Origin of the sequence: Roseomonas sp. FDAARGOS_362 (assembly GCF_002754815.1) — a bacterium.
Taxonomy (GTDB): domain Bacteria; phylum Pseudomonadota; class Alphaproteobacteria; order Acetobacterales; family Acetobacteraceae; genus Roseomonas; species Roseomonas mucosa.
This window is the reverse complement of sequence record NZ_CP024588.1, coordinates 3,850,509-3,871,060: the sequence shown is the minus strand read 5'-3', so window position 1 is coordinate 3,871,060 and position 20,552 is coordinate 3,850,509. Positions and strand designations below refer to the sequence as shown.

Sequence of the window (20,552 nt, the reverse complement as noted above, 5' to 3'; positions counted from 1 at the left end):
CCCCTGGCGGGAAAGCCTCCCTCAGCTCCGCGAGGACCCTCCGGCCCGCAGCGCCGCGCCGACCTCGCGCGCGAAGCGCGGCGCGTCCACGCTGGCCGCCCCCCCATCCGCCGCCATCGTCAGCTGCGTCCGCAGGAATCGCCCGCCCACCGTGCCGACGCAGAGATGCCGCTCGATCCGGGTGCGTCCCAGCCGTCCCTCCAGCAGCGCGCAGCGCAGCGGCCCGCCATTGGCCAGCGGCACCTGGCTGCGCGACACCTCGCGGAAGCTGCGCCCGGTCACCTCGGCGTCGATCGAGGTGGACTCCCGCACCAGCGAGGCCAGCTCCGCCTCCACCGCGGCGCCATTGATCGCCGTCAGGCCCCGGTCATAGAGCGTGACCTGCGCCGCCACGGTGCGCGAGGGCGTGGCATAGTCCACTGTCCGCGCATCGGCGCCCAGCGTGGGGGCGGCCACGTTCCCGCCCCGAAGCATCCCCGATGCCTCCGCCGGAAGCCGCTTCAGCACCTCCGCCATGGCCGGCCGTGGCGCACCCGCCTCGACCGAATCCGGATCGTCCCCGCCCGGCTGGGCACAGGCACCGGCCAGCAGCGCCAGCGCCAGGCTGCCCGCCCGCAGTGCCTTCGGCAGCACCCGGCTCACGAATGCCCCTCCGCCGGCAGGGGCAGCGGCAGTCCGAGGTTCAGAACGAGATTGGCCGACACCAGGCCCTCCCAAAGCAGTTGCAGGCCCACATAGAGGATCAGGAAAACGCCCAGATAGGCGATCCACCGCCAGCGATCGAGCAGCTTGGCCAGCAGCCCGCCCAGCACGCCCATCATGATGATGGAGATCAGCAGCCCGACGACCAGCAGCGGCAGGTCGTTGCGCGCCACCGCAGCCACGGCCAGCACGTTGTCCAGGCTCATCGACACGTCTGCCAGGATGATCTGCCACAGCGCCTGCCAGATCGTCTTCTCGGCGGCCTTGCCGTGCCCTTCCTCCTCCTCGTCCTTGCTGCGCAGCTCCCGCCAGAAATTCCAGGCGATGTAGAGCAGCGCCGCGCCGCCGAGCAGGTCGATCCACCACAGCGACAGCAGCAGCGTGGCGAAGACCGAAAAGACGATCCGCAGCACCGCCGCCGCGATGACGCCGAACAGCACCGCCTTGGCGCGCTGGTGCGCCGGCAGCCCCGCCGCCGCCAGTCCGATCACCACCGCGTTGTCGCCGGACAGGATGATGTTGAGCCAGATGATCTCCAGCAGCCCGGGCAGCATCCCGGTCAGCGATTCCATATCCGCATTTCCTCACCGGACGCGTGCGGGATCCCTCCCGGCGAGGTGCAGCGCCCTTCCCAGATGACGGCGAAGCTAGACCGGTTCCATGCGGCCTGGAATGCGCCCCGGCGTGAAAAGCCGCACCGAATCAAGGAGACAGGATTGCCCGGCCAGCCTCGGCCCCGCCTGCGCCAGCCCGGCGGCGTCATTTTCGCGCCCTCTCCGGCACGCTCCCGCATGAACGGCCGGCAAGGATCGGGCCCGCCCTGGCCGTGGCGGCGCCCCTGCGCTCCAGCCTTCCCCGCCCACCCCTCCCCGCGGCACGGACAGGCGCCGGAACGGGGAAGCGGAACGGAAAAAGGGCGGGATGCACCGGCACCCCGCCCCTCGGAACCCATCTCCGTCAACAGGCCGGGGCCGTACCGGGGCGCCATCCTCGCGGCACGCCCCACCCCCGCCTCACGGCCTCAGCGCGTGGCGGCGCCCCCGCCGAACCAGGCCGAGACATGCGGCCCGACCTCGTGCCAGCCCTCGTAGATCATGCTCAGCGCCACGTAGAGGATCACCAGCAGCCCGATCCAGGCAATCCAGCGGAAACGCTCCAGCAGGCGCGCGATGAAGCTCGCGGCCAGTCCCATCAGCACCACCGAGATGGCGAGGCCGATCACCAGCACGTCCAGGTGCTCCTTCGCCGCGCCGGCCACCGCCAGCACGTTGTCGAGGCTCATGGACACGTCCGCCACCAGGATCTGCACGATCGCCTGGCCCAGCGTCTTGCGCGGCGCCCCCGAAGCGGCACCCCCCTCCCCGGACACCGCTCCATGCGCGGCCTCGGCGCCCTCGTGCTGCTCATGCCCCGCCCGCAGCTCGCGGTACATCTTCCAGCAGACCCAGAGCAGCAGCAGGCCGCCCATCAGCGTCAGGCCGACGATCGCCAGAAGCTGCGTGGTGATCGCCGCGAAGCCGATCCGCATGATCGTCGCGGCGCCGATGCCCCAGAGGATCGCCTTGCGCCGCTGGTCCGGCGGCAGCCCGGCCGCCGCCATGCCCACCACGATCGCGTTGTCGCCGGCCAGAACCAGGTCGATCAACAACACCTGCCCGAGGGCCAACAACCAATCCAGACTCATCGGCGTTTAATCGCTCCCCTCGCGGCCGAACCGGCCCGGCCAGAATCCCGCCGGGCGTCACCACCCGCGGCGCCGCCACTTAAACACTAAGCAATCTTACGGCAACAACGCACCATATCCACGGATCGCGGCGGACGGCCTCAGCCCCGCAGCCAGCCCTCCATCACCTTCGCGCAATCGCCCGCCACCCCGGCACGGACGGCCCCGCCCTCGCGCCACGCCCTCGCCCGCAACAGGCTCGCCCGCCCCATCTCCACCCCCTGCCGCACCGTCAGCGACAGCCTCTCCTCCCCGGACAGGTCGAGCAGCAGCGCCGCCACCGTCGCCGTGGCGCTCCCCGTCGCCGGGTCCTCGTAGAGCTCGCGCGTGAACATGCGCGAACGCAGTCCGCCCTCCGCCAACCGCACATAGGCATAGATCGAACTGGCCCCGTCGCGCGGCAGCGTCCCGCCCCAGGCCACCGGGTCCGGCCGGACCCGCCCCAGCGCCTCCAGCCCCGCCAGCTCCGCCACCAGAAAGGGCGCCCCCACCGAGACGACCTGCGGCGCATGCCCCGTCACCACCACATCCTCCGCCCGCAACGAGAGACAGGCCGCCACCTCCGCCGCCCCGCAGCCGCCAAGGCGCGACAGGGCCTGCGGCGCCTCCAGCGAAGCCCCGGCCACCACGCCGCCCTCCAGCAACGGCCGCACCGGCACCAGCCCGGCGATTTCCTCGAAGAGCAGCACCTCCGGCACCGCCTCGCCCCGCGCCGCCATCTCCGCCGCCAGCACGAATCCCGTGCCGATATTCGGATGCCCGGCAAAGGGCATCTCCCGCGTCGGCGTGAAGATCCGCACCCGCGCGCCGTGCCCCGGCTCCTCCGGCGGCAGCACGAAGGCCGTCTCGGACAGGTTGAACTCCCGCGCGATGCGCTGCATCGCCGCCCCGTCCAGTCCCGCCGCCTCCGGCAGCACCGCCAGCGGATTGCCCGCATAGCGCTCCGAGGCGAAGACATCCACCGTCACGAAGCGATAGCGCCCGCCGCTCATGACCGGCGCGCCCGCTCAGCGACGATCCCGGGCGTGTCGTCCCAGAACGGCCTGCCCGCCTCCATCGCCGCATCCATGGGCGTCAGCCCGATATCGGCCAGCTCCCGCTCCGGAAGCTCCCGCAGCACCCGCCGCGTCTCCGCATTGCGGTGCCAGACGGCCAGTCGCGCCAGCACCCGCCCCAGCACGCCCCGGGCCGGCGCCGCGTCCAGGCCGCCAAAGGCCGGATTGATCCGATCAACCCTGGAAATTGATCCGAGCATTTGAGAATCGCACCTTATTGCACCGAATCACTTTCTGGCACGCCATCGATTTCCGCTTCAACGACGCAATTGTTCTCGGTACAATATTCCCGTGACCGACTTCCGCGACCTCGCCGACCGCTTCGCCCAGGACCTCGCGGCAGACCTCGCCGCCGGCCGCCGCCAGCCGGGCGAACGCCTCCCTCCCAGCCGCGACTACGCCCATCGCCAGGGCATCGCCCCCTCCACCGCCTCCCGCGTCTATGCCGAACTCGTCCGGCGCGGCATCGCGGTGGGCGAGGTCGGGCGCGGCACCTTCCTGCGCACCGCCCCCACCCCGCCCGGCCTCCCGGCGCGCGAGCTCCACCCCGACGCCATCACCGACCTGGAGGTGAACTTCTCCGTCCTCCCCGAGCAGGGCACCATCCTCGCCCCCGCCCTCGCCAGCCTGTCGCGGCCGGAGGCGCTGCAGCCCCTGCTTTCCCGCGCCGGGGCCGCCGGCGATGCCGCCGCCCGCGCCGCCAGCGCCCGCCTCCTCGCCCGCACCGGCTGGGCCCCCAGCCCCGATTCCCTTCTCTTCGCCGGGCGCGGCCAGCAGGCCCTCTCCGCCTGCTTCACCGCCCTCATCGCCCCCGGCGAGCGCCTGGGCTTCGAGGCCATGACCTATCCGCTCGCCAAGGGCATCGCCCAGCGCCTCGGTCTCGTCCCCACCCCCATCGCCATGGACGCCCAGGGCCTGCGTCCCGACGCCCTGGCCGCGGCCCATGCCGCCCACCCCCTGCGCCTGCTCTACCTGCAGCCGGACCTGCACAACCCGCTCGGCCCCAGCATGCCGGAGGCCCGCCGCCGCGAGATCGCCACCCTCTGCCGCAGCCTGGACATCCTGGTGGTGGAGGACTCCGTCTACGGCTTCCTCGCGGAGGACATCCTCCCGCCCCTGGCCGCCCATGCGCCGGAACGCGTGGTCCTGGTGGACAGCCTCTCCAAGCGCGTCGCCCCCGGCATGACGCTGGGCATCCTCGCCGCCCCGCCCGCCCTGCGCCCCCGCCTCGCCGCCGCCCTGCGCGTCGGCGGCTGGGCCGCCCAGGGCTTCACCCTCGCCGCCGCCACCGCCTGGATGGAGGACGGCAGCGTCGGGGAACTCGTCCGCCGCAAGCGCCAGGACGCCCGCCGCCGCAACGCCCTGGCGCGCGGCCTCCTCGGCGGCGCCGGCCTTTCCCTGCGCGGCGATCCGCGCGCCTACCACCTCTGGCTCGAACTGCCCGATCCCTGGCGCGCCGAGACCTTCGTGGCCGCCGCTGCCCGCCGCCGCATCGCCGTCTCACCCGCCGCCGAATTCGCCGCCGGCCCCGGCCACGCCCCCGACGCCGTCCGCCTGGCCCTCGCCGCCCCCGCCGAGGCCGCCTTGCGCCCGGCCCTCGAAACCCTGCTGGAACTCGCCCTCAACGGCCCCGACGCCGCCATCATCGGCTGAGGGCGCGGCGCCGCTCCCCCGGGGACGATCCATCCCCATGACGGTCATCACCCGCAGTGATGGCCGCGCCGCGCCGCCCATCCCATATCCCCGGCAACCGGCCCGGCCCCGCCGCGGCGCCCGGCCAGACCACCCTCACGCAAGGGGCGCGCCCCGTCCCGCCCCGCCGGACGACCTGAACCCATGAAGAAGATCGGCTTCCTCTCCTTCGGCCACTGGACACCCTCGCCGCATTCCGGCACCCGCACCGCCGCCGACGCGCTCCTGCAATCCATCGACCTCGCCGTCGCGGCCGAGGAGCTGGGCGCGGACGGCGCCTATGTCCGCGTCCACCACTTCGCCCGCCAGCTCGCCTCCCCCTTCCCGCTGCTCGCCGCCATGGGCGCGCGGACGAAGCGGATCGAACTCGGCACCGCCGTCATCGACATGCGCTACGAGAACCCGCTCTACATGGCGGAGGATGCCGGCGCCGCCGACCTGATCTCCGGCGGCCGCCTCCAGCTCGGCCTCAGCCGCGGCTCGCCCGAGCAGGTGATCGATGGCTGGCGCCACTTCGGCTATGCCCCCGCCGAGGGCGAGACGGATGCCGAGCTGGGCCGCCGCCACGCCGAGGTCTTCCTCGAAGTGCTGAAGGGCCAGGGCTTCGCCCGCCCCAACCCGCGCCCGATGTTTCCCAACCCGCCCGGCCTGCTGCGCCTGGAACCCTTCTCCGAGGGCCTGCGCGAGCGCATCTGGTGGGGCTCCGGCTCCAACGCCACCGCCGCCTGGGCGGCGAAGTTCGGCATGAACCTGCAAAGCTCCACCCTCAAGGACGACGAGACCGGCGAGCCCTTCCACATCCAGCAGGCCGGGCAGATCCGCCTCTACCGCGAGGCCTGGAAGGAAGCCGGCCACAGCCACACCCCCCGCGTTTCCGTCAGCCGCAGCATCTTCCCCCTGCTCGACGACCGGGACCGCGAGTATTTCGGCCGTGGCGGCAAGGAGCAGGACCAGATCGGCCTCCTCGGCGGCAACACCCGCGCCATCTTCGGCCGCGGCTACACCGCCGAACCCGAGGCCCTGATCGCCCAGCTCCGGGAGGACGAGGCCATCGCCGAGGCCGACACCCTGCTGCTGACCATCCCCAACCAGCTCGGCGTCGAGTACTGCGCCCATGTCATCGAGGGCATCCTGAAGCACATCGCCCCCGCCCTCGGCTGGCGCTGAGCGGCTCCCTGGGGAGGCGCCGCCTCCCCAGACCCCGCCTTTCGCTGGCACGGCGCGGCAAGGCCGGTCCCGGGCCTGACCTCTGAGCGCAGGTGGATCAATGAGGCCCCGAAAACGGAAAAACACCCTGCCCGCACTCGCGGCACCGGCAGCCCGCCGGAGAGCATGGCTCTCCGGCGAGATCCGGCCGCGGCAAGCGCCAACGAACCGGGTCCAGGGCGCGCAGCGTCCTGGCGGAGGGGGGCCCGGGGGGAAAGGCAGCGCCTTCCCCCCGGAACGGCGCAACGCCCGAACTGAAGCGCCTTACGACGCCTCCGCCGGCACCTTCACCTCGCTCGTCCAGCCATGGGCATCCGGCGCGGTGCCGTACTGGATCGCCACGATCGCCTCGTACAGCTTCTGCGTCAGCGGCCCGGTCTCACCGCCGTTGATGACCACCTTCTCGCCCTTGTAGCCCAGCATCCCGACCGGCGAGACCACGGCGGCGGTGCCGGTGCCCCACATCTCCCGCAGCGTGCCGTCGCGGCCCGCCTGCATCACCTCGTCGATGGTGACCGGCCGCTCGCTGGCCTTCACGCCCCAGTCGTGCAGCAGGGTCAGGATCGAGTTCCGCGTCACGCCGTCCAGGATGGTGCCGGCCAGCGGCGGGGTGATCACCTCGTCGCCGATCTTCACCATGATGTTCATGGTGCCCACCTCGTCGAGATAGCGCCGCTCCACGCCATCCAGCCACAGCACCTGGGTATAGCCCTGCGCCTCGGCATCCTGCGCGGCGGCGAGAGAGGCGGCGTAGTTGGCCGCCGTCTTGGCCTCGCCCAGCCCGCCGCGCACCGCACGGACATACTTGTCCGTGGCCAGGATCCTCACCGGCTTCACGCCTTCCTTGTAGTAGGCGCCAACCGGGGAGCAGATCACGAAATAGGTCAGCCGGTGCGCCGGATGCACGCCGAGCTGCACCTCCGTCGCTACCACGGTCGGCCGGATATACAGCGACGTCCCGGCCCGGCGCGGCACCCAGTCATGGTCCACCGCCACCAGTTCCTCGAAGGACCGGCGGATCAGCTCCGGGTCCATCGGCGGGATGCAGAGTGCGGCGCAGGACCTGTTCAGCCGCTCGGCATGGCGCTGCGCACGGAACAGGCGCACCGTCCCGTCCTGGCCGCGAAAGGCCTTCAACCCATCGAACACCGTCTGCCCGTAATGCAGGACGGAGGTCGCGGGGTCCATGCTGAGCGGGCCATAGGGAACGATGCGCGGGTCGTGCCAGCCCTTCCCCTCCTCGTAGTCCATCAGGAACATGTGGTCGGTCATGACCTTGCCGAAGCTCAGCTCGGCATCGTCGGGGCGTTGCTTCGGCGCCTGGGTGCGGGTCACTCGGATGTCGGGGATGGTCATGGACACCAGCTCTTGTGCGTTTCGTTGCTTCTCATGACCTTGTAGCGCAAGAAACGACCCCGGCGGACCCTCACGCCTGCACGATCTGGTTTTGCCTGCCTTGTGCGGAGTGCGGGGCGGCCCATGCAACACTTCCAGCCCGGCGCCCTGCGCGGCCGCATCCGCATCGCCCCCGATGTCGGCACGCGCGCCTGCGTCCCGCCGCCTCCGTTCCGCGGGCGGAGCCTCCCGGGACAGCGCTGGACGTGGCGGGCAGTCGGCCGCCCCGGGCCGGCAGGAACCCCTTCGCGATCAGACCCCCGGCGCAGGCCCCGGCCGGAGATAGGCGAATATGTGAGGCACGTAGTCGGCCTTCCCGATCTCGACGCCCTGGCTCCGGAGAATCGCATAGGCGGTGATGACGTGGAAATAGAACTGGGGCAGCGCCCAGTCGCGGGCATACCGTTCGCCCGTCATGTCGAAGGCGATACCCCCGGGAAGCTCGATGGCGATCGGCAATCCGGCTCCGGCATCGAGCGCGTCCGGGGCCAGGCCATCCAGAAGCGACAGGGCCTCATCGATCCGCTTCCGGGCATCCGAGATCAGCCCAGGCACCTCACCGGCATGACGCCCCTCGGCCGCCAACTCGTCCAGCGAAGGCGGCATCGGCTCCCCCCGCAGCCGGAAGACCGCCTCCTGCGCCTGGAGCGCCGCGAACCTCAACTGCGTCGCCAGGGGATACATGTCGGCCGCCAGCCGCGCCGAGAGGAAGGCCTCCGCCTGCCCCGGCATCTGCCGCTGCGCCTTGTCCAGCAGGCCGCCCAGCATGCGAAGCATCTGCCTGTAGGTGGGAACGAGAAGCTCGGTCAGCGACATGGATGCTCCCTGGGGCCAGCCTGGCGCCGCCCATCATCCGTTGCGGGAGGCCCGATTAAACAACCGGCCCGCCACACCCGGTAGAGCCCCGGCCCCCGCACCCCCTCGCACCCCAGCCCCGCACCGCTTTCCCTTGACGAACCCGCCCCCCGCGCGCCAGGGGGACCGCGCCGTTCAGGAGTTCCCCGCCATGGTCCCGCGCTACGCCCGCCCCGAGATGACCGCGATCTGGTCGCCCGAGACCCGCTACAAGATCTGGTTCGAGATCGAGGCCCTGGCGGCCGAGGCCATGGGCAACCTCGGCACCATCCCGGCCGAGGCCGCGCGCGTGATCCGCGAGAAGGGCGACCAGCGCACCGCCGAGATCACCGCCGCCGATGTCGGGCACATCGACGAGATCGAGCGCGTCACCCGCCACGACGTCATCGCCTTCCTCACCTGGCTGGGCGAGGGCATCGGCCCCGAGGCCCGCTTCATGCACCAGGGCATGACCTCCTCGGACGTGCTCGACACCTGCCTGAACGTGCAGCTCACCCGCGCCGCCGACCTGCTCCTGGCCGACATGGACGCCCTCCTCGCCGCCCTGCAGCGCCGGGCCGAGGAACACGCGCTGACCCCCACCATCGGCCGCAGCCACGGCATCCATGCCGAACCCACCACTTTCGGCATCAAGCTCGCCGGCCACTGGGCCGAATTCGCCCGCTGCCGCAAGCGCTTGGCCGCCGCCCGCGACGAGGTCGCGACCTGCGCCATTTCCGGCCCCGTCGGCACCTTCGCCTCGGTCGATCCGCGCGTGGAGGAATTCGTCGCCGCCCGCCTGGGCCTGCGCGCCGAGCCCGTCTCCACCCAGGTCATCCCCCGCGACCGCCACGCCGCCTTCTTCTGCGCCCTGGCCATCACGGCGAGCGCCATCGAACGCCTGGCCACCGAGGTCCGCCACCTCCAGCGCAGCGAGGTGCGGGAGGCCGAGGAATACTTCCACCCCGGCCAGAAGGGCTCCTCCGCGATGCCCCACAAGCGCAATCCGGTGCTGAGCGAGAACCTCACCGGCCTCGCTCGCGTCATCCGCGGCTACGCCACCCCGGCCCTGGAGAACGTCGCCCTCTGGCACGAGCGCGACATCAGCCACAGCAGCGTCGAGCGCTTCATCGGCCCCGATGCCACCATCACCCTGGACTTCGCCCTGGCCCGCGCCACCTCGATGATGGACAAGCTGACCGTCTATCCCGACCAGATGAAGCGCAACCTCGAAGCCCTGGGCGGCGTCGTCCACAGCCAGAAGGTCCTGCTCGCCCTCACCCAGGCCGGCATGAGCCGCGAGGCCTCCTACGCCGCCGTCCAGCGCGCCGCCATGGCCACCTGGACCGCGCTGGGCACCCCGAACGGCCGCTCCTTCCGCGACGAGCTCCTCGCCGACCCCGAGGTTTCCGCCACGCTCGATGCCGCGACCCTCGACGCCGCCATGGACCCGGCCAAAGACTTCCGCCACGTCCGGGACACCCTGGCCCGCGTCTTCGCCAGCCAGGGCGCCTGACCGCAGCGCGCACGAAAAGACCCGCGGCGCCGCACCGGCACCGCGGGTCTCCCAACCCTCACCGCACTGACAGGGGTTTCCGCGCCTCGCCAAGGCAGACAGGAACACCCCGGCTTCCGAAAGCAACCCGCGTGCGACACAGCCCGGAAGGAAGCGGACCGAACCGCCCGCCCCTTCCTCGGCCCTATCAGCCGGTCATCCCGGAAGAGCCGGCCTCAGCGCCGCGTCCCGTCCGGATTGGTCCCGCTGGTGTTCGAACCCGTGGCCTTGTCGAAGCCCCGGCTAGCCATCGTCCCCTTCGGGTTCTCCGGCGTGCCGTCCGACTGCCCCGGATAGGCCCCGCTCAGATTGGTCCCCGCCGCGCGATCCGCCGCCCGCGTCGCCGCCGTGCCGGGCGGGTTTCCAGCCGTGCCATCCGGCGCCGAACCCGTCCCGCGCCCGGATTCCAGCGTGTTCAGGTCGTCGTCCCGATACCCGCTCCAGCCACCCGCGCGGTAATCCGCCTCCCGCGTGGCGACATCGACCGGCCCGTGACTGGCCATGATCCGCTCCGCCTCGTCGATGCGCGCATCCTCGCTCCGCACCGTCACCAGCGTCCCACCCCGCCGCACGCCCTCGGCATAGGTCCCGGCCTCGTTCTCGCTCACCCCGGCCCCCGTCAGCGCGCCCAGCAACCCGCCGGCCGCGGCACCAGCGCCGGCCCCGGTCAGCGTCGCCACCAGCCAGCCCGCCGCCACCACGGGCCCCACGCCCGGAATCGCCAAGGCCCCAAGCCCGGCCGCGAGCCCCGCGCCGCCACCCAGTACCGTCCCCAGCGTGGCACCGATCCCGGTCCCGGACTCGGCGTTCTCCGCAGTATCCGTGTGGTCCCCGGCACGCCCCCCGGGCGCCGTGGCAACATCACTCCGCTGGCCCTCGGCATTGTTGGCGAGGATGCTCACATCCTCATGCCGGAAGCCCGCAGCCTCCAAGTCCCGCACCGCCGCCATCGCGTGGTCGCGGGTGTCGAAAAGCCGGGTAATGGTCCGCATAGCCATGGTTCGCGTTCCTCTCGTTTCGTTCTCTCGTCATCCGCCGCCCTGCCGCCGCACCCTCCGCGGCCATCCCCGCGGGAACGGCCCCTGCGGGAACGACCACGGGACGCCGGCCTCAGCGCGTGGCGGAAGCGGCGCCCGTCACCACGTTGCCGCGGAAATCCAGCCCCACATCCACGGTCTGCCCGTTCCGCGTGGCCTTGCCGCGCCAGACACCCGCATCATCCTTCTTCAGCTCCGAAACATGCGAGTAGCCCGCCGCCTCGATCCGGCTCTGGGCCTGCCCCTCGGTAAAGCTGTTCGCCCCGGCTTCCGGCGTCGTCGTCACCGGCGTCCCCGAAGCCTGCGGCCTGGAACCCGCCTCGCCCGCCGGCCGCGGCGCGGTCATCGGCGTCGCCGTCCCGGGCGTGGTCCCAGAGGTCGTACCCGGGGTCGTCCCCGTCGTGGCCCCGGGCGTGCCCTGCGCCATGGTCGATCCGCCGCCACCCGGCATCGTCGGCGTCCCGATCGTGCCCTGCGAGCTGGTCCCCGTCTGCGCCATCGCCGCAGGCACGAAACCCGCCGATCCCAGCACCAGCCCCGCCGCCACCGCGAAACCACCGATGCCGTTCATAAGACTGCCCCGCATGCGCGCTCTCCTTGTCCATCTGCGGCGTTGTCCAACCGGGCACTCCGGCCCGTCCGCCTGTGCCCGTGTTAACGACCCATCGCCGCTTCCGTTGACAAGCACCGTCGCAAAAGTTGACAATGGCCGTTCACGCGGCGACCACGCCCGCCCGAACCACGGCGCGGCAGGCCGACCGGGAGGCCGCCCGCTTCAAGACCAGCCGCCCTCACGGCCACGCGGGTCAGCCGGCACACCCTGGGCGGTGGAAGAACCCCCCACCCCCTGCTATACCCACCCACCACAGGCTGCCCGACCCCGGTCCCCCACGACCCATGGTCCGGCGGCCACGACGGATTTCTGGACGACGATTGACGATGGCCCGACGGCGGCAACTCTACGAAGGCAAGGCGAAGATCCTCTTCGAAGGTCCGGAACCGGGCACCCTCGTCCAGTACTTCAAGGATGACGCCTCCGCCGCCAACGGCGCGAAGAAAGGCATCATCACCGGCAAGGGCGTGCTCAACAACCGCATCAGCGAATACCTGATGACGCGCCTCTCCGACATCGGCATCCCCACCCACTTCATCCGCCGCCTGAACATGCGCGAGCAGCTGATCCGGGAGGTCGAGATCATCCCCCTCGAACTGGTGGTCCGCAACGTCGCCGCCGGCTCCCTCTCCACCCGCCTCGGCATCCAGGAAGGCCAGCGCCTCCCCCGCTCGATCATCGAGTACTACTACAAGAACGACGCCCTCCAGGACCCCATGGTCTCCGAGGAACACATCACCTGCTTCGGCTGGGCCTCCACCCAGGACCTGGACGACATGGTCCAGCTCGCCCTGCGCGTGAACGACTTCCTCACCGGCCTCTTCCTCGGCATCGGCATCGTCCTCGTGGACCTCAAGCTCGAATTCGGCCGCTTCTACGAGAACGAGGAGGTCCGCATCGTCCTCGCCGACGAGATCTCCCCCGACAACTGCCGCCTCTGGGATAGCAAGACCGGCGAGAAGATGGACAAGGACCGCTTCCGCCGCGACCTCGGCAAGGTCGAGGAAGGCTACCAGGAAGTCGCCCGCCGCCTCGGCATCCTCCCCGAGGCCGGCGTCCGCGACCTCAAGGGCCCCGAACTGATGCAGTGACGGCCCCGCCAGGCCCTCACCCGCCCACCCCACACACCCCCTTGGGAGACCCCACCCCGTGAAAGCCCGCGTGACCGTCATGCCCAAGCAGGGCGTCCTCGATCCCCAGGGCAAGGCCATCGCCCACGCCCTCGCCAACCTGGGCTACGACGCCGTCCACGACGTCCGCGCCGGCAAGGTCATCGAGCTCGACCTGACCGAGACCGACCCGGACAAGGCCAAGGCCCAGGCCGAGGACATGGCCCGCAAGCTCCTCGCCAACACCGTCATCGAGAGCTTCCGCGTCGAGGTCTCCCCCGCGTGATCCCTTGGGGGAGAGCGGCGGAGGGAACCTTACCCGTGCCGCGCCCCCACCCCATGGGTCATCCCCTTGGCAAGGCCCCGCTCGCATGATCAAGGCCTCCCTCCTCCTCATGCTGGGCCTCACCGTCCTCGTCGCCATGACCCTGCGCTGGCGGGAACGACACTACCCCCCCGCCCCGCCGCCTCAGCCCACGGCACGGTCCCGCCGCGCCCGCCGCCCCTCCCTCCTCCGGGAAGGCAAGCGCACCCTCGACCGCTGGGTCACCGCCGCCGCCATCGCCGCCTGCCTCACCATCGTCCTGATGGGCGGCCTGCATTACCTGAAGCTCTGGCAGAACTGACCTCCACGGAAAGGCACCCCCCATGAAGGCCGCCATCGTCGTCTTCCCCGGCACCAACCGCGAGCGCGACATGGCCCTCGCCCTCAGGCGCGCCTCGGGCGGCGAGCCCCTGATGCTCTGGCACGGCGAGCACGCCCTCCCCCCGGGCCTCGACCTCGTCATCCTCCCCGGCGGCTTCTCCCATGGGGACTACCTCCGCTGCGGCGCCATGGCCGCCCAGTCCCCCATCATGCAGTCCATCAAGGACTTCGCGGCCAAGGGCGGCCACGTCCTCGGCGTCTGCAACGGCTTCCAGATCCTCACCGAGGCCGGCCTCCTCCCCGGCGCCCTCCTCCGCAACGCCGGGCTCCGCTTCCTCTCCATGGACTGCGTCCTGCGCGTCGAACGCGCCGGCACCCCCTACACCGCGCGCTGGCAGCAGGGCGAAACCTTCCGCGCCCCCATGGCCCATGGCGACGGCAACTACTTCGCCGATGACGCGACGCTGGACCGGCTGGAGGGCGAGGGCCTCGTCGCCTTCCGCTACGCCGACCGCAACCGCAACGGCGCCGTCCGCGACATCGCCGGCATCCTCTCCCCCAACCTCCGCATCCTCGGCATGATGCCCCACCCTGAGAACTACGCGGACCCCCTCACCGGCGGCGAGGACGGCCTGCCGCTCTTCCAGAGCATCGCGGAAACCCTGGTCGGAGCCTGAGGGTCGGGCGTCGCAGCGCAGGGGCCCTGCCCCTGCACCCCGGCAGGAACCTGAGGTTCCTGCACCTCCCGTGAGTGGGCGCTCATGTCCGGCGACAAACCACCCCGTTCACACACATGGTTCCAGGCAGCATCGGGCTGGCTTTTGCTCTATGTGGCGCTGGGAAATCTCCTGGGCGTTCTGCTCCAGCTTCTCTTCATCGACAATTCAGCCTGCCCGTCTCGCTCTTACCTCTTTGATCCGAGCATCATACGATGTTCGGGAATGGAGGAGTTCAGCCTTCCTCTGCTCCTCATTTTGCTTCCTCCCCGGATGCTGGCAATCATCGCGGCGTTTCCGATCGCAGTGATCCCTTTGAACATCGCCGAGAATGATGGTTTCAACCTGACCATCAATTCGCTCGTCGGAGCCGCAACCTTCGTGATCTTCCGCGCCGCTTCGTTCCGTTGGCCGCTGAGGCCGCTCAGCTACCAATCTTTCCTGCTACCGCTCGCCACCATCACGCTTCTTGCCTGGGCGTTCCTGATAACCCTTGAAGTCGTTATGCGTAACTAGTCCCAATGCCCTCCATCCCCATCCTCGGCATGAGACTCGTGTCCAAGAACTAAATGGCTTCCTTCGCCGGCAGTGAGGACGGCCCACTCCTTTTCCGGAGCATCACGAAAGCCCCGGTCCGGGGCTGAAGTTCGGGCGTCGCAGCGCAGGGGCTTTGCACATGCATCTCCCATTCTCGGAAGCTTATACTACCGCACTGCCAATTTGAGCTGATCGAAAAATGCTGCGTACGGAATGCGCAACCCCGCAACTAATTGCGAAAAAGCACGCGTTGTTTCGCTCACCCTCTCTTGATTTTTCAGACCATCGCTAAACGCTTTGTCCAAGTGAGTATGGAGGCTTGACAATGCTCCAACCACCGGAGCCCAAATCCTACTTGCTTCATCTGGCGATGTTGAATTCCCAAAACTCAAAGCAAAGCGGTTGGGTATTACTCGATCTATTATGGTTTCCAAGCATTCGCCTATTGCCGAAGCAAGAAGAAAAACCGATCCACGCTTCCTATAGAATGCCAATTTTGCCTTTTCTGCAGCAGTAAGTTCCCTTCCGCTCACATCTTTGGTACGCAGGTCGTTCTTTTCATTTTCTATAGCTCGCAGCAGTCCATAAGCAAAAACAATATGCGACGCTGTAAGGTTGTCATTAAAAAACCTGCTGTACAACGCATCTCTGGACCAGATTGCAGACTTCTCGTTATAGGCTACTGTTGGGGCGCCATGAATTGCAGCTAATGCTTGACCGACAGAGTATGAAGGCAACAACTTTGGTCTACGCTTTATTGCCGCAGAAACCCCACCCCGACGCCCTCCATCATACTCTGCGTCTGGTATGAGTTTCATCTGCTCCACCAATCGTCTTTGAATTGGGTCGGTGCTACGAAAATCAGACGCCGTGACAGCGTTTTGGCTATTATTATATCTAACTACATCGGACACCAGATCTTCGCTCTTAGTTGATATAAAGCGCGCCAAAACAAAGGCGTCCGCTGGCGGCGCATCAGATGAGGTTCCAATAGTCCCAGTGGTTTGCGCTCCATTTACAATAGACAAGCCTTTTACCTGAATTCGAACCCTTTCATCAGAAATTTTCGTCTGCTCGATCGCATGGGTCAAAATAGTTAAACCATTGTTATACACAAAGAAGTTTTTTGGCTTTTCGCGTAGAGATTTTTGCATTTGATAATTAATGTTGGAATCACCGGCTTTCACACCAAGAAAATCACGAACATTCGCAGAAAATAGATCTGTTTTGTGCTTGGCATATAAATTTCTCAAGAGTTGCAGTTGTAATGGCACAACTACACATCTCCAATCCCCTTCATCAAACACCAAACCTGGAGCGCATTCGAATTCCGTCACATCATCAACAAGTATAGGCGTGTTTGTGTCGGTATAAAGCTTTTCCAAAACTTCAGTGGATATTTCTTCAGAAAATATATTTATAGCGGTACCTTTGTAACGTGACGTAATTATTGATTTTGCTGTTTCGCCTACAGTATCAACTTCCTTAGCAACATTGGCTGATCCTGGACAATTGTGAACGAACCACACATGCATTGTTCGTACGTCACCGTCGGTTATAGCCGATCGCAGAGAGGAAGCGCTTGCTTTCAGACGATCAGGGACCTTGTCTAAAGACACTTCCAAAAGATAGGACATGGCCTGCCGTAAGGATGCTGCCTTACCATCTTGGGCAGCCGGTTTTGGCGTCATCGATTTGTAAGATTGCGCAATGATTACGCTTTGCTGGTCCCTATCAATATAGACTACATCGCAGCCCTTATCATCTGGACCGTCTACGACAGCATCTGCCCCAATTGTAACTAGGTCATCGTACCCAAATTTCAGTGCCATTGCAAAAAGCGCCAATCCGGCACTATCAAAAGGAATTAAGTCTTCTCGTTCGCGATAAGCCAGTTGCCAGGATGGATTAGAGTTGATCATATAACAGCCATTCCCCGAATAATTTCGACCAAAAGTAGGCTTGCCTATCTTAACACAACTCTGAACTGAAAATTACCTCACGCAAACCCTCTAAAGCGGTGACAATTAGACCCACATGATAGGAAAATTTGCCTATTTCCCCACCCTCATGCTACACTCCCGCCCATGCGCCACCCCTCCCGCCTCTCCCCACCCCAACCCTTCCGCCCCCTCACCGACGACGAGTGGCTCGCCCTCCTCCCCCACATCCTCCCGCGTTCCCCCGCCGGCCGCCCCATCGCCGACCTCCGCCTCCGCATGGACGCCATCTTCCACCTCGCCCTCACCCCCGACCCCTGGCGCGCCCTCCCGCCCCACTACGGCAACCCCGCCACCATCGCCCGCTACTTCCGCCGCCTCACCCACAACGGCCTCTGGACCCGCCTCCTCACCCTCCTGGCCGAAACCCACCCCAATCACCCCCTCCGCGCCATCGAGCACCGCATCTGCCGCGCCGCCCGCCGCGCCTACCGCATCCTCGGCCTGCGCCTCATCCTCCTCGCCCGCCGCCTCGGCCTCCGCTCCGCTCTCCCCGGCCCGCCCTGGCTCCTCCCGGACCCGGATTTGTCCGAAACCCTGCGCCAGACAAAAATCCCGCCCTTTCCAACGCGCTACGGCACAATCACCGCCTACCGGAACTGGCTGAAAACCCTCGCCGCCCTCCACCGCACCGCTGCCGGCCGCGCCCGCCTCCCCAACCGCCTCCGCCACGCCTGGCCATGAGCACCCGTCCCGGCAACCCTCCCCCGATGCGCGAACCCCTGGACATCGCGCCCGCGCCTTCCCACAAGGCGAACATGTCCAGCCCCGCCCCCCTCGCCCCGGCCCCACTGGCGCCGGAGCGTGCCAAGCAGCTCGCCGCGGAATTCGGCCTGAAGCCGGATGAGTTCGAGCGCGTCCTCGCCATCCTCGGCCGCCAGCCCTCCATGACCGAGCTCGGGATCTTCTCGGTGATGTGGTCGGAACACTGCTCCTACAAATCCAGCCGCGTCTGGCTGAAGGAGCTTCCGACCAAGGCCCCCTGGGTCATCCACGGCCCAGGCGAGAACGCCGGCGTCATCGACATCGGCGAAGGGCTGGCCGCCATCTTCAAGATGGAATCCCACAACCACCCGAGCTTCATCGAGCCCTACCAGGGTGCGGCGACCGGCGTGGGCGGCATCCTGCGCGACGTCTTCACCATGGGCGCCCGTCCCATCGCCAACCTCAACGCCCTCCGCTTCGGCTCGCCGAAGAACCCGGTCACGAAGCGCGTCCTCGACGGCGTCGTCCGCGGCATCGGCGGCTACGGCAACTGCGTCGGCGTCCCGACCGTCGGCGGAGAGGTGAACTTCCACCCCCGCTACGACGGCAACCCCCTGGTCAACGCCATGACCGTGGGCATCGCGCCAAAGGACCGGATCTTCCTCTCCGCCGCCGCCGGCATCGGCAACCCCGTGGTCTATGTCGGCAGCAAGACCGGCCGCGACGGCATCCACGGCGCCACCATGTCCAGCGCGGAATTCAACGCGGACAGCGAGGAGAAGCGCCCCACCGTCCAGATCGGCGACCCCTTCGCGGAGAAGCTGCTGATCGAGGCCTGCCTCGAACTCATGGCCACCGACGCCATCGTCGCGATCCAGGACATGGGCGCCGCCGGCCTCACCTCCTCCGGCGTCGAAATGGCCGGCAAGGGCGGCGTGGGCATCGAGATGATCCTCGACAACGTCCCGCAGCGCGAGGACGGCATGACCGCCTACGAGATGATGCTCTCCGAATCGCAGGAGCGCATGCTGATCGTCCTCCGCCCCGGCGCCGAGCACATCGCGGAAAACATCTTCCGCAAGTGGGAACTCGACTTCGCGGTTGTCGGCCACATCACCGACACCGGCCGCATCGTGGTCAGGCACAAGGGCCAGGTCGAGGCCGACATCCCCCTCGCCCCCCTGGAATCCGAGGCCCCCCTCTACCGCCGCCCCACCGCCGAAACGCCGAAGCAGCCCGTGCTGGCCCCGGCCGACATCCCCAACCCCACCACCATCGGTGAGGCCCTGCAGACCCTCGTCGCCAGCCCGGATCTCTGCTCCCGCCGCTGGATCTGGGACCAGTACGACGCCACCGTGGGCGGCAACACCACCCGCCGCCCTGGCGCCGCCGATGCGGCGGTGGTCCGCGTCGGCGAGGGCACCCGCGCGCTCGCCATGACCACCGACTGCACCCCGCGCTACGTCCTGGCCGATCCGGAGATGGGCGGCACCCAGGCGGTGGCGGAGGCCTGGCGCAACCTCACCGCGACCGGCGCCCTCCCCCTCGCGATCACCGACAACATGAACTTCGGCAACCCCGAGAAGCCGGAGATCATGGGCCAGTTCGCCAGCGCCGTCCGCGGCATGGCCGCCGCCTGCAAGGCGCTGGACTTCCCGGTCGTGAGCGGCAACGTCTCCCTCTACAACGAGACCGAGGGCCGCCCCATCCTCCCCACCCCCGCCATCGGCGCCGTCGGCGTGCTGGAGGACGTGTCGAAGGCCACCCGCCTCGGCGCCCCCGCCAACGCAACCCTCGTCCTCCTGGGCGCCACCACCGGCCACCTGGGCCAGTCCCTCTGGCTGCGGGAGATCGCGGGCCGCGAGGACGGCGCCCCCCCGCCCGTGGACCTCGCCACCGAGCGCCGCACCGGCGACTTCCTCCGCACCCAGATCACCGAAGGCCGCATCCAGGCCGCCCATGATTGCGCCGATGGCGGCCTCCTGGTCACGATCGCGGAAATGCTGATGGAAACCGGCACCGGCCTCCGCCTGCGCGACGTGGCGGGCTCCATCCCCGCCCATGCCTTCTGGTTCGGCGAGGACCAGTCCCGCTACGTCGTCGCCACCGCCGACGCCCAGCCCCTCCTCGCCGCCGCCCAGGCCGCCGGCATCCCCGCCACGATCCTGGGGGAGACGGGCGAGAAGGACTTGGTTCTCCCGGACGGCACCGCCATATCCGTGGCTTCGCTGCGGGCCGCCAATGAGGCTACCCTGCCCGCACTGATGGAGGGGAACTGACCCATGGCCATGGAGCAAGCCGAGATCGAGGCGCTGATCCGCGCCGCCATCCCGGACGCCCGCGTGACCATCGAGGACCTGGCGGGCGACGGCGACCACTACGCCGCCACCGTCGTGTCCGAGGCCTTTCGCGGCAAGTCCCGCGTCCAGCAGCACCAGCTCGTCTACGCCGCGCTGCGGGGCCGCATGGGGGGCGAACTCCACGCCCTCGCCCTGCAGACCTCCGCCCCCGATTGAAAGGAACCCCATGAGCGACGCCACCAGCGCCCGCATCCAGCAGGAGATCACCGAGAACCCGGTGGTCCTCTACATGAAGGGCACCCCGGCCTTCCCGCAGTGCGGCTTCTCCGCCCGCGTGGTCCAGATCCTCAGCCATGTGGGCGTGCCCTTCAAGGGCGTGAACGTTCTGGCCGATCCCGAGCTGCGCGAGGGCATCAAGGCCTTCACCAACTGGCCGACCATCCCCCAGCTCTATGTCCAGGGCGAGTTCGTCGGCGGCTGCGACATCATCATGGAGATGTTCCAGTCTGGCGAGCTCCAGACCTTGCTCCAGGACAAGAACATCCCCACCGGGCAGGCGGCCTGAAACCTCCCCGGAAAGCCGGAAGCCTCACCCATCCCGGCGCCAAAGCAAACCCCGGCAGGGTCCGCCCTCGCCGGGGTTTCTTTTGTCCGGATACCGACTCTCCCACCGGCTCCGTAACCAACACGGAACGAAAACCCCGCTCCGGCAACGCACCGGCACCCG

Annotated in this window: 22 protein-coding genes; 12 read left to right on the top strand and 10 right to left on the bottom strand. The window is 68.4% G+C overall.

Annotated elements, in window-relative coordinates:
* Positions 1-21: 21 nt before the first annotated feature.
* The 5 genes from CTJ15_RS22140 to CTJ15_RS22120 all read right to left on the bottom strand — a co-directional run bounded on the left by CTJ15_RS22140 (position 22) and on the right by CTJ15_RS22120 (position 3,680).
* Positions 22-642, bottom strand: coding sequence for a hypothetical protein (locus CTJ15_RS22140; RefSeq protein WP_075821860.1), 621 nt, complete (start codon positions 640-642; stop codon positions 22-24).
* Positions 639-1,274 (bottom strand): TerC family protein, encoded by a 636-nt coding sequence (locus CTJ15_RS22135; RefSeq protein WP_019462493.1) that lies wholly within the window; start codon positions 1,272-1,274, stop codon positions 639-641. Before CTJ15_RS22135 ends, CTJ15_RS22140 begins: the two co-directional genes overlap by 4 nt.
* 449 nt (positions 1,275-1,723) lie before the next feature.
* Entirely contained in the window at positions 1,724-2,386 is a 663-nt protein-coding gene (locus tag CTJ15_RS22130; RefSeq protein ID WP_026033444.1) for a TerC family protein, read from the bottom strand.
* A gap of 140 nt (positions 2,387-2,526) precedes the next feature.
* Positions 2,527-3,417 (bottom strand): PhzF family phenazine biosynthesis protein, encoded by an 891-nt coding sequence (locus tag CTJ15_RS22125; RefSeq protein ID WP_019462495.1) that lies wholly within the window; start codon positions 3,415-3,417, stop codon positions 2,527-2,529.
* The gene (locus tag CTJ15_RS22120) at positions 3,414-3,680 is read right to left on the bottom strand and encodes a DUF1127 domain-containing protein (protein WP_037249508.1); all 267 of its coding nucleotides are present in this window, start codon (positions 3,678-3,680) and stop codon (positions 3,414-3,416) included. The genes CTJ15_RS22125 and CTJ15_RS22120 overlap by 4 nt, the downstream gene beginning before the upstream one ends.
* 91 nt (positions 3,681-3,771) lie before the next feature.
* Here CTJ15_RS22120 and CTJ15_RS22115 point away from each other — a divergent pair, with 91 nt between their 5' ends.
* On the top strand, positions 3,772-5,133 hold the full coding sequence (locus tag CTJ15_RS22115) for a PLP-dependent aminotransferase family protein (protein WP_099782015.1): 1,362 nt from the start codon (positions 3,772-3,774) through the stop codon (positions 5,131-5,133).
* A 183-nt stretch (positions 5,134-5,316) separates the two neighbouring features.
* Positions 5,317-6,339, top strand: coding sequence for an LLM class flavin-dependent oxidoreductase (locus tag CTJ15_RS22110; protein ID WP_019462498.1), 1,023 nt, complete (start codon positions 5,317-5,319; stop codon positions 6,337-6,339).
* Between the two features lie 303 nt (positions 6,340-6,642).
* Here CTJ15_RS22110 and CTJ15_RS22105 read toward each other — a convergent pair whose 3' ends face one another.
* Both CTJ15_RS22105 and CTJ15_RS22100 read right to left on the bottom strand, forming a co-directional pair.
* Positions 6,643-7,734, bottom strand: a complete 1,092-nt coding sequence (locus tag CTJ15_RS22105; RefSeq protein ID WP_075823273.1) for a branched-chain amino acid aminotransferase — start codon at positions 7,732-7,734, stop codon at positions 6,643-6,645.
* 291 nt (positions 7,735-8,025) lie between these two features.
* Positions 8,026-8,589 (bottom strand): DUF1993 family protein, encoded by a 564-nt coding sequence (locus tag CTJ15_RS22100; protein WP_075823274.1) that lies wholly within the window; start codon positions 8,587-8,589, stop codon positions 8,026-8,028.
* Between the two features lie 190 nt (positions 8,590-8,779).
* Here CTJ15_RS22100 and purB point away from each other — a divergent pair, with 190 nt between their 5' ends.
* A complete protein-coding gene (gene purB / locus CTJ15_RS22095) occupies positions 8,780-10,123 on the top strand; it encodes an adenylosuccinate lyase (protein ID WP_075823589.1) in 1,344 nt (447 codons plus the stop codon).
* A gap of 215 nt (positions 10,124-10,338) precedes the next feature.
* Here the strand turns inward: purB and CTJ15_RS22090 are convergent, their stop codons facing one another.
* Positions 10,339-11,160, bottom strand: a complete 822-nt coding sequence (locus CTJ15_RS22090) for a hypothetical protein (RefSeq protein WP_174978048.1) — start codon at positions 11,158-11,160, stop codon at positions 10,339-10,341.
* A gap of 112 nt (positions 11,161-11,272) precedes the next feature.
* Positions 11,273-11,785 (bottom strand): hypothetical protein, encoded by a 513-nt coding sequence (locus CTJ15_RS22085; RefSeq protein WP_226946028.1) that lies wholly within the window; start codon positions 11,783-11,785, stop codon positions 11,273-11,275.
* Positions 11,786-12,138: 353 nt separating this feature from the next.
* Here CTJ15_RS22085 and purC point away from each other — a divergent pair, with 353 nt between their 5' ends.
* From purC to CTJ15_RS24035, 5 genes are all read left to right on the top strand, one after another.
* The gene (gene purC, locus CTJ15_RS22080) at positions 12,139-12,903 is read left to right on the top strand and encodes a phosphoribosylaminoimidazolesuccinocarboxamide synthase (RefSeq protein WP_019462504.1); all 765 of its coding nucleotides are present in this window, start codon (positions 12,139-12,141) and stop codon (positions 12,901-12,903) included.
* A gap of 58 nt (positions 12,904-12,961) precedes the next feature.
* Positions 12,962-13,207, top strand: a complete 246-nt coding sequence (purS, locus tag CTJ15_RS22075) for a phosphoribosylformylglycinamidine synthase subunit PurS (RefSeq protein WP_026033446.1) — start codon at positions 12,962-12,964, stop codon at positions 13,205-13,207.
* An 85-nt stretch (positions 13,208-13,292) separates the two neighbouring features.
* On the top strand, positions 13,293-13,547 hold the full coding sequence (locus CTJ15_RS22070) for a hypothetical protein (protein WP_099782014.1): 255 nt from the start codon (positions 13,293-13,295) through the stop codon (positions 13,545-13,547).
* A gap of 22 nt (positions 13,548-13,569) precedes the next feature.
* Entirely contained in the window at positions 13,570-14,244 is a 675-nt protein-coding gene (gene purQ, locus CTJ15_RS22065; protein ID WP_099782013.1) for a phosphoribosylformylglycinamidine synthase subunit PurQ, read from the top strand.
* 84 nt (positions 14,245-14,328) lie between these two features.
* A complete protein-coding gene (locus tag CTJ15_RS24035; protein ID WP_126281937.1) occupies positions 14,329-14,799 on the top strand; it encodes a hypothetical protein in 471 nt (156 codons plus the stop codon).
* 188 nt (positions 14,800-14,987) lie between these two features.
* On the opposite strand, the gene CTJ15_RS22055 is transcribed toward CTJ15_RS24035, so the two are convergent.
* Complete coding sequence (locus CTJ15_RS22055; RefSeq protein WP_099782257.1) at positions 14,988-16,742, bottom strand: AIPR family protein; 1,755 nt, start codon at positions 16,740-16,742, stop codon at positions 14,988-14,990.
* Positions 16,743-16,907: 165 nt separating this feature from the next.
* Between CTJ15_RS22055 and CTJ15_RS22050 the strand changes: the two genes are divergently transcribed.
* The 4 genes from CTJ15_RS22050 to grxD all read left to right on the top strand — a co-directional run bounded on the left by CTJ15_RS22050 (position 16,908) and on the right by grxD (position 20,390).
* Entirely contained in the window at positions 16,908-17,504 is a 597-nt protein-coding gene (locus CTJ15_RS22050; protein ID WP_099782011.1) for a transposase, read from the top strand.
* A gap of 74 nt (positions 17,505-17,578) precedes the next feature.
* Positions 17,579-19,804 carry a phosphoribosylformylglycinamidine synthase subunit PurL gene (gene purL, locus CTJ15_RS22045; RefSeq protein WP_099782255.1) on the top strand — a complete coding sequence of 742 codons (2,226 nt, stop codon included), beginning with the start codon at positions 17,579-17,581 and terminating at the stop codon, positions 19,802-19,804.
* 3 nt (positions 19,805-19,807) lie between these two features.
* Positions 19,808-20,041, top strand: a complete 234-nt coding sequence (locus tag CTJ15_RS22040; RefSeq protein ID WP_019459690.1) for a BolA family protein — start codon at positions 19,808-19,810, stop codon at positions 20,039-20,041.
* 10 nt (positions 20,042-20,051) lie between these two features.
* Positions 20,052-20,390 carry a Grx4 family monothiol glutaredoxin gene (gene grxD / locus CTJ15_RS22035; RefSeq protein WP_019459689.1) on the top strand — a complete coding sequence of 113 codons (339 nt, stop codon included), beginning with the start codon at positions 20,052-20,054 and terminating at the stop codon, positions 20,388-20,390.
* Positions 20,391-20,552: the final 162 nt, after the last annotated feature.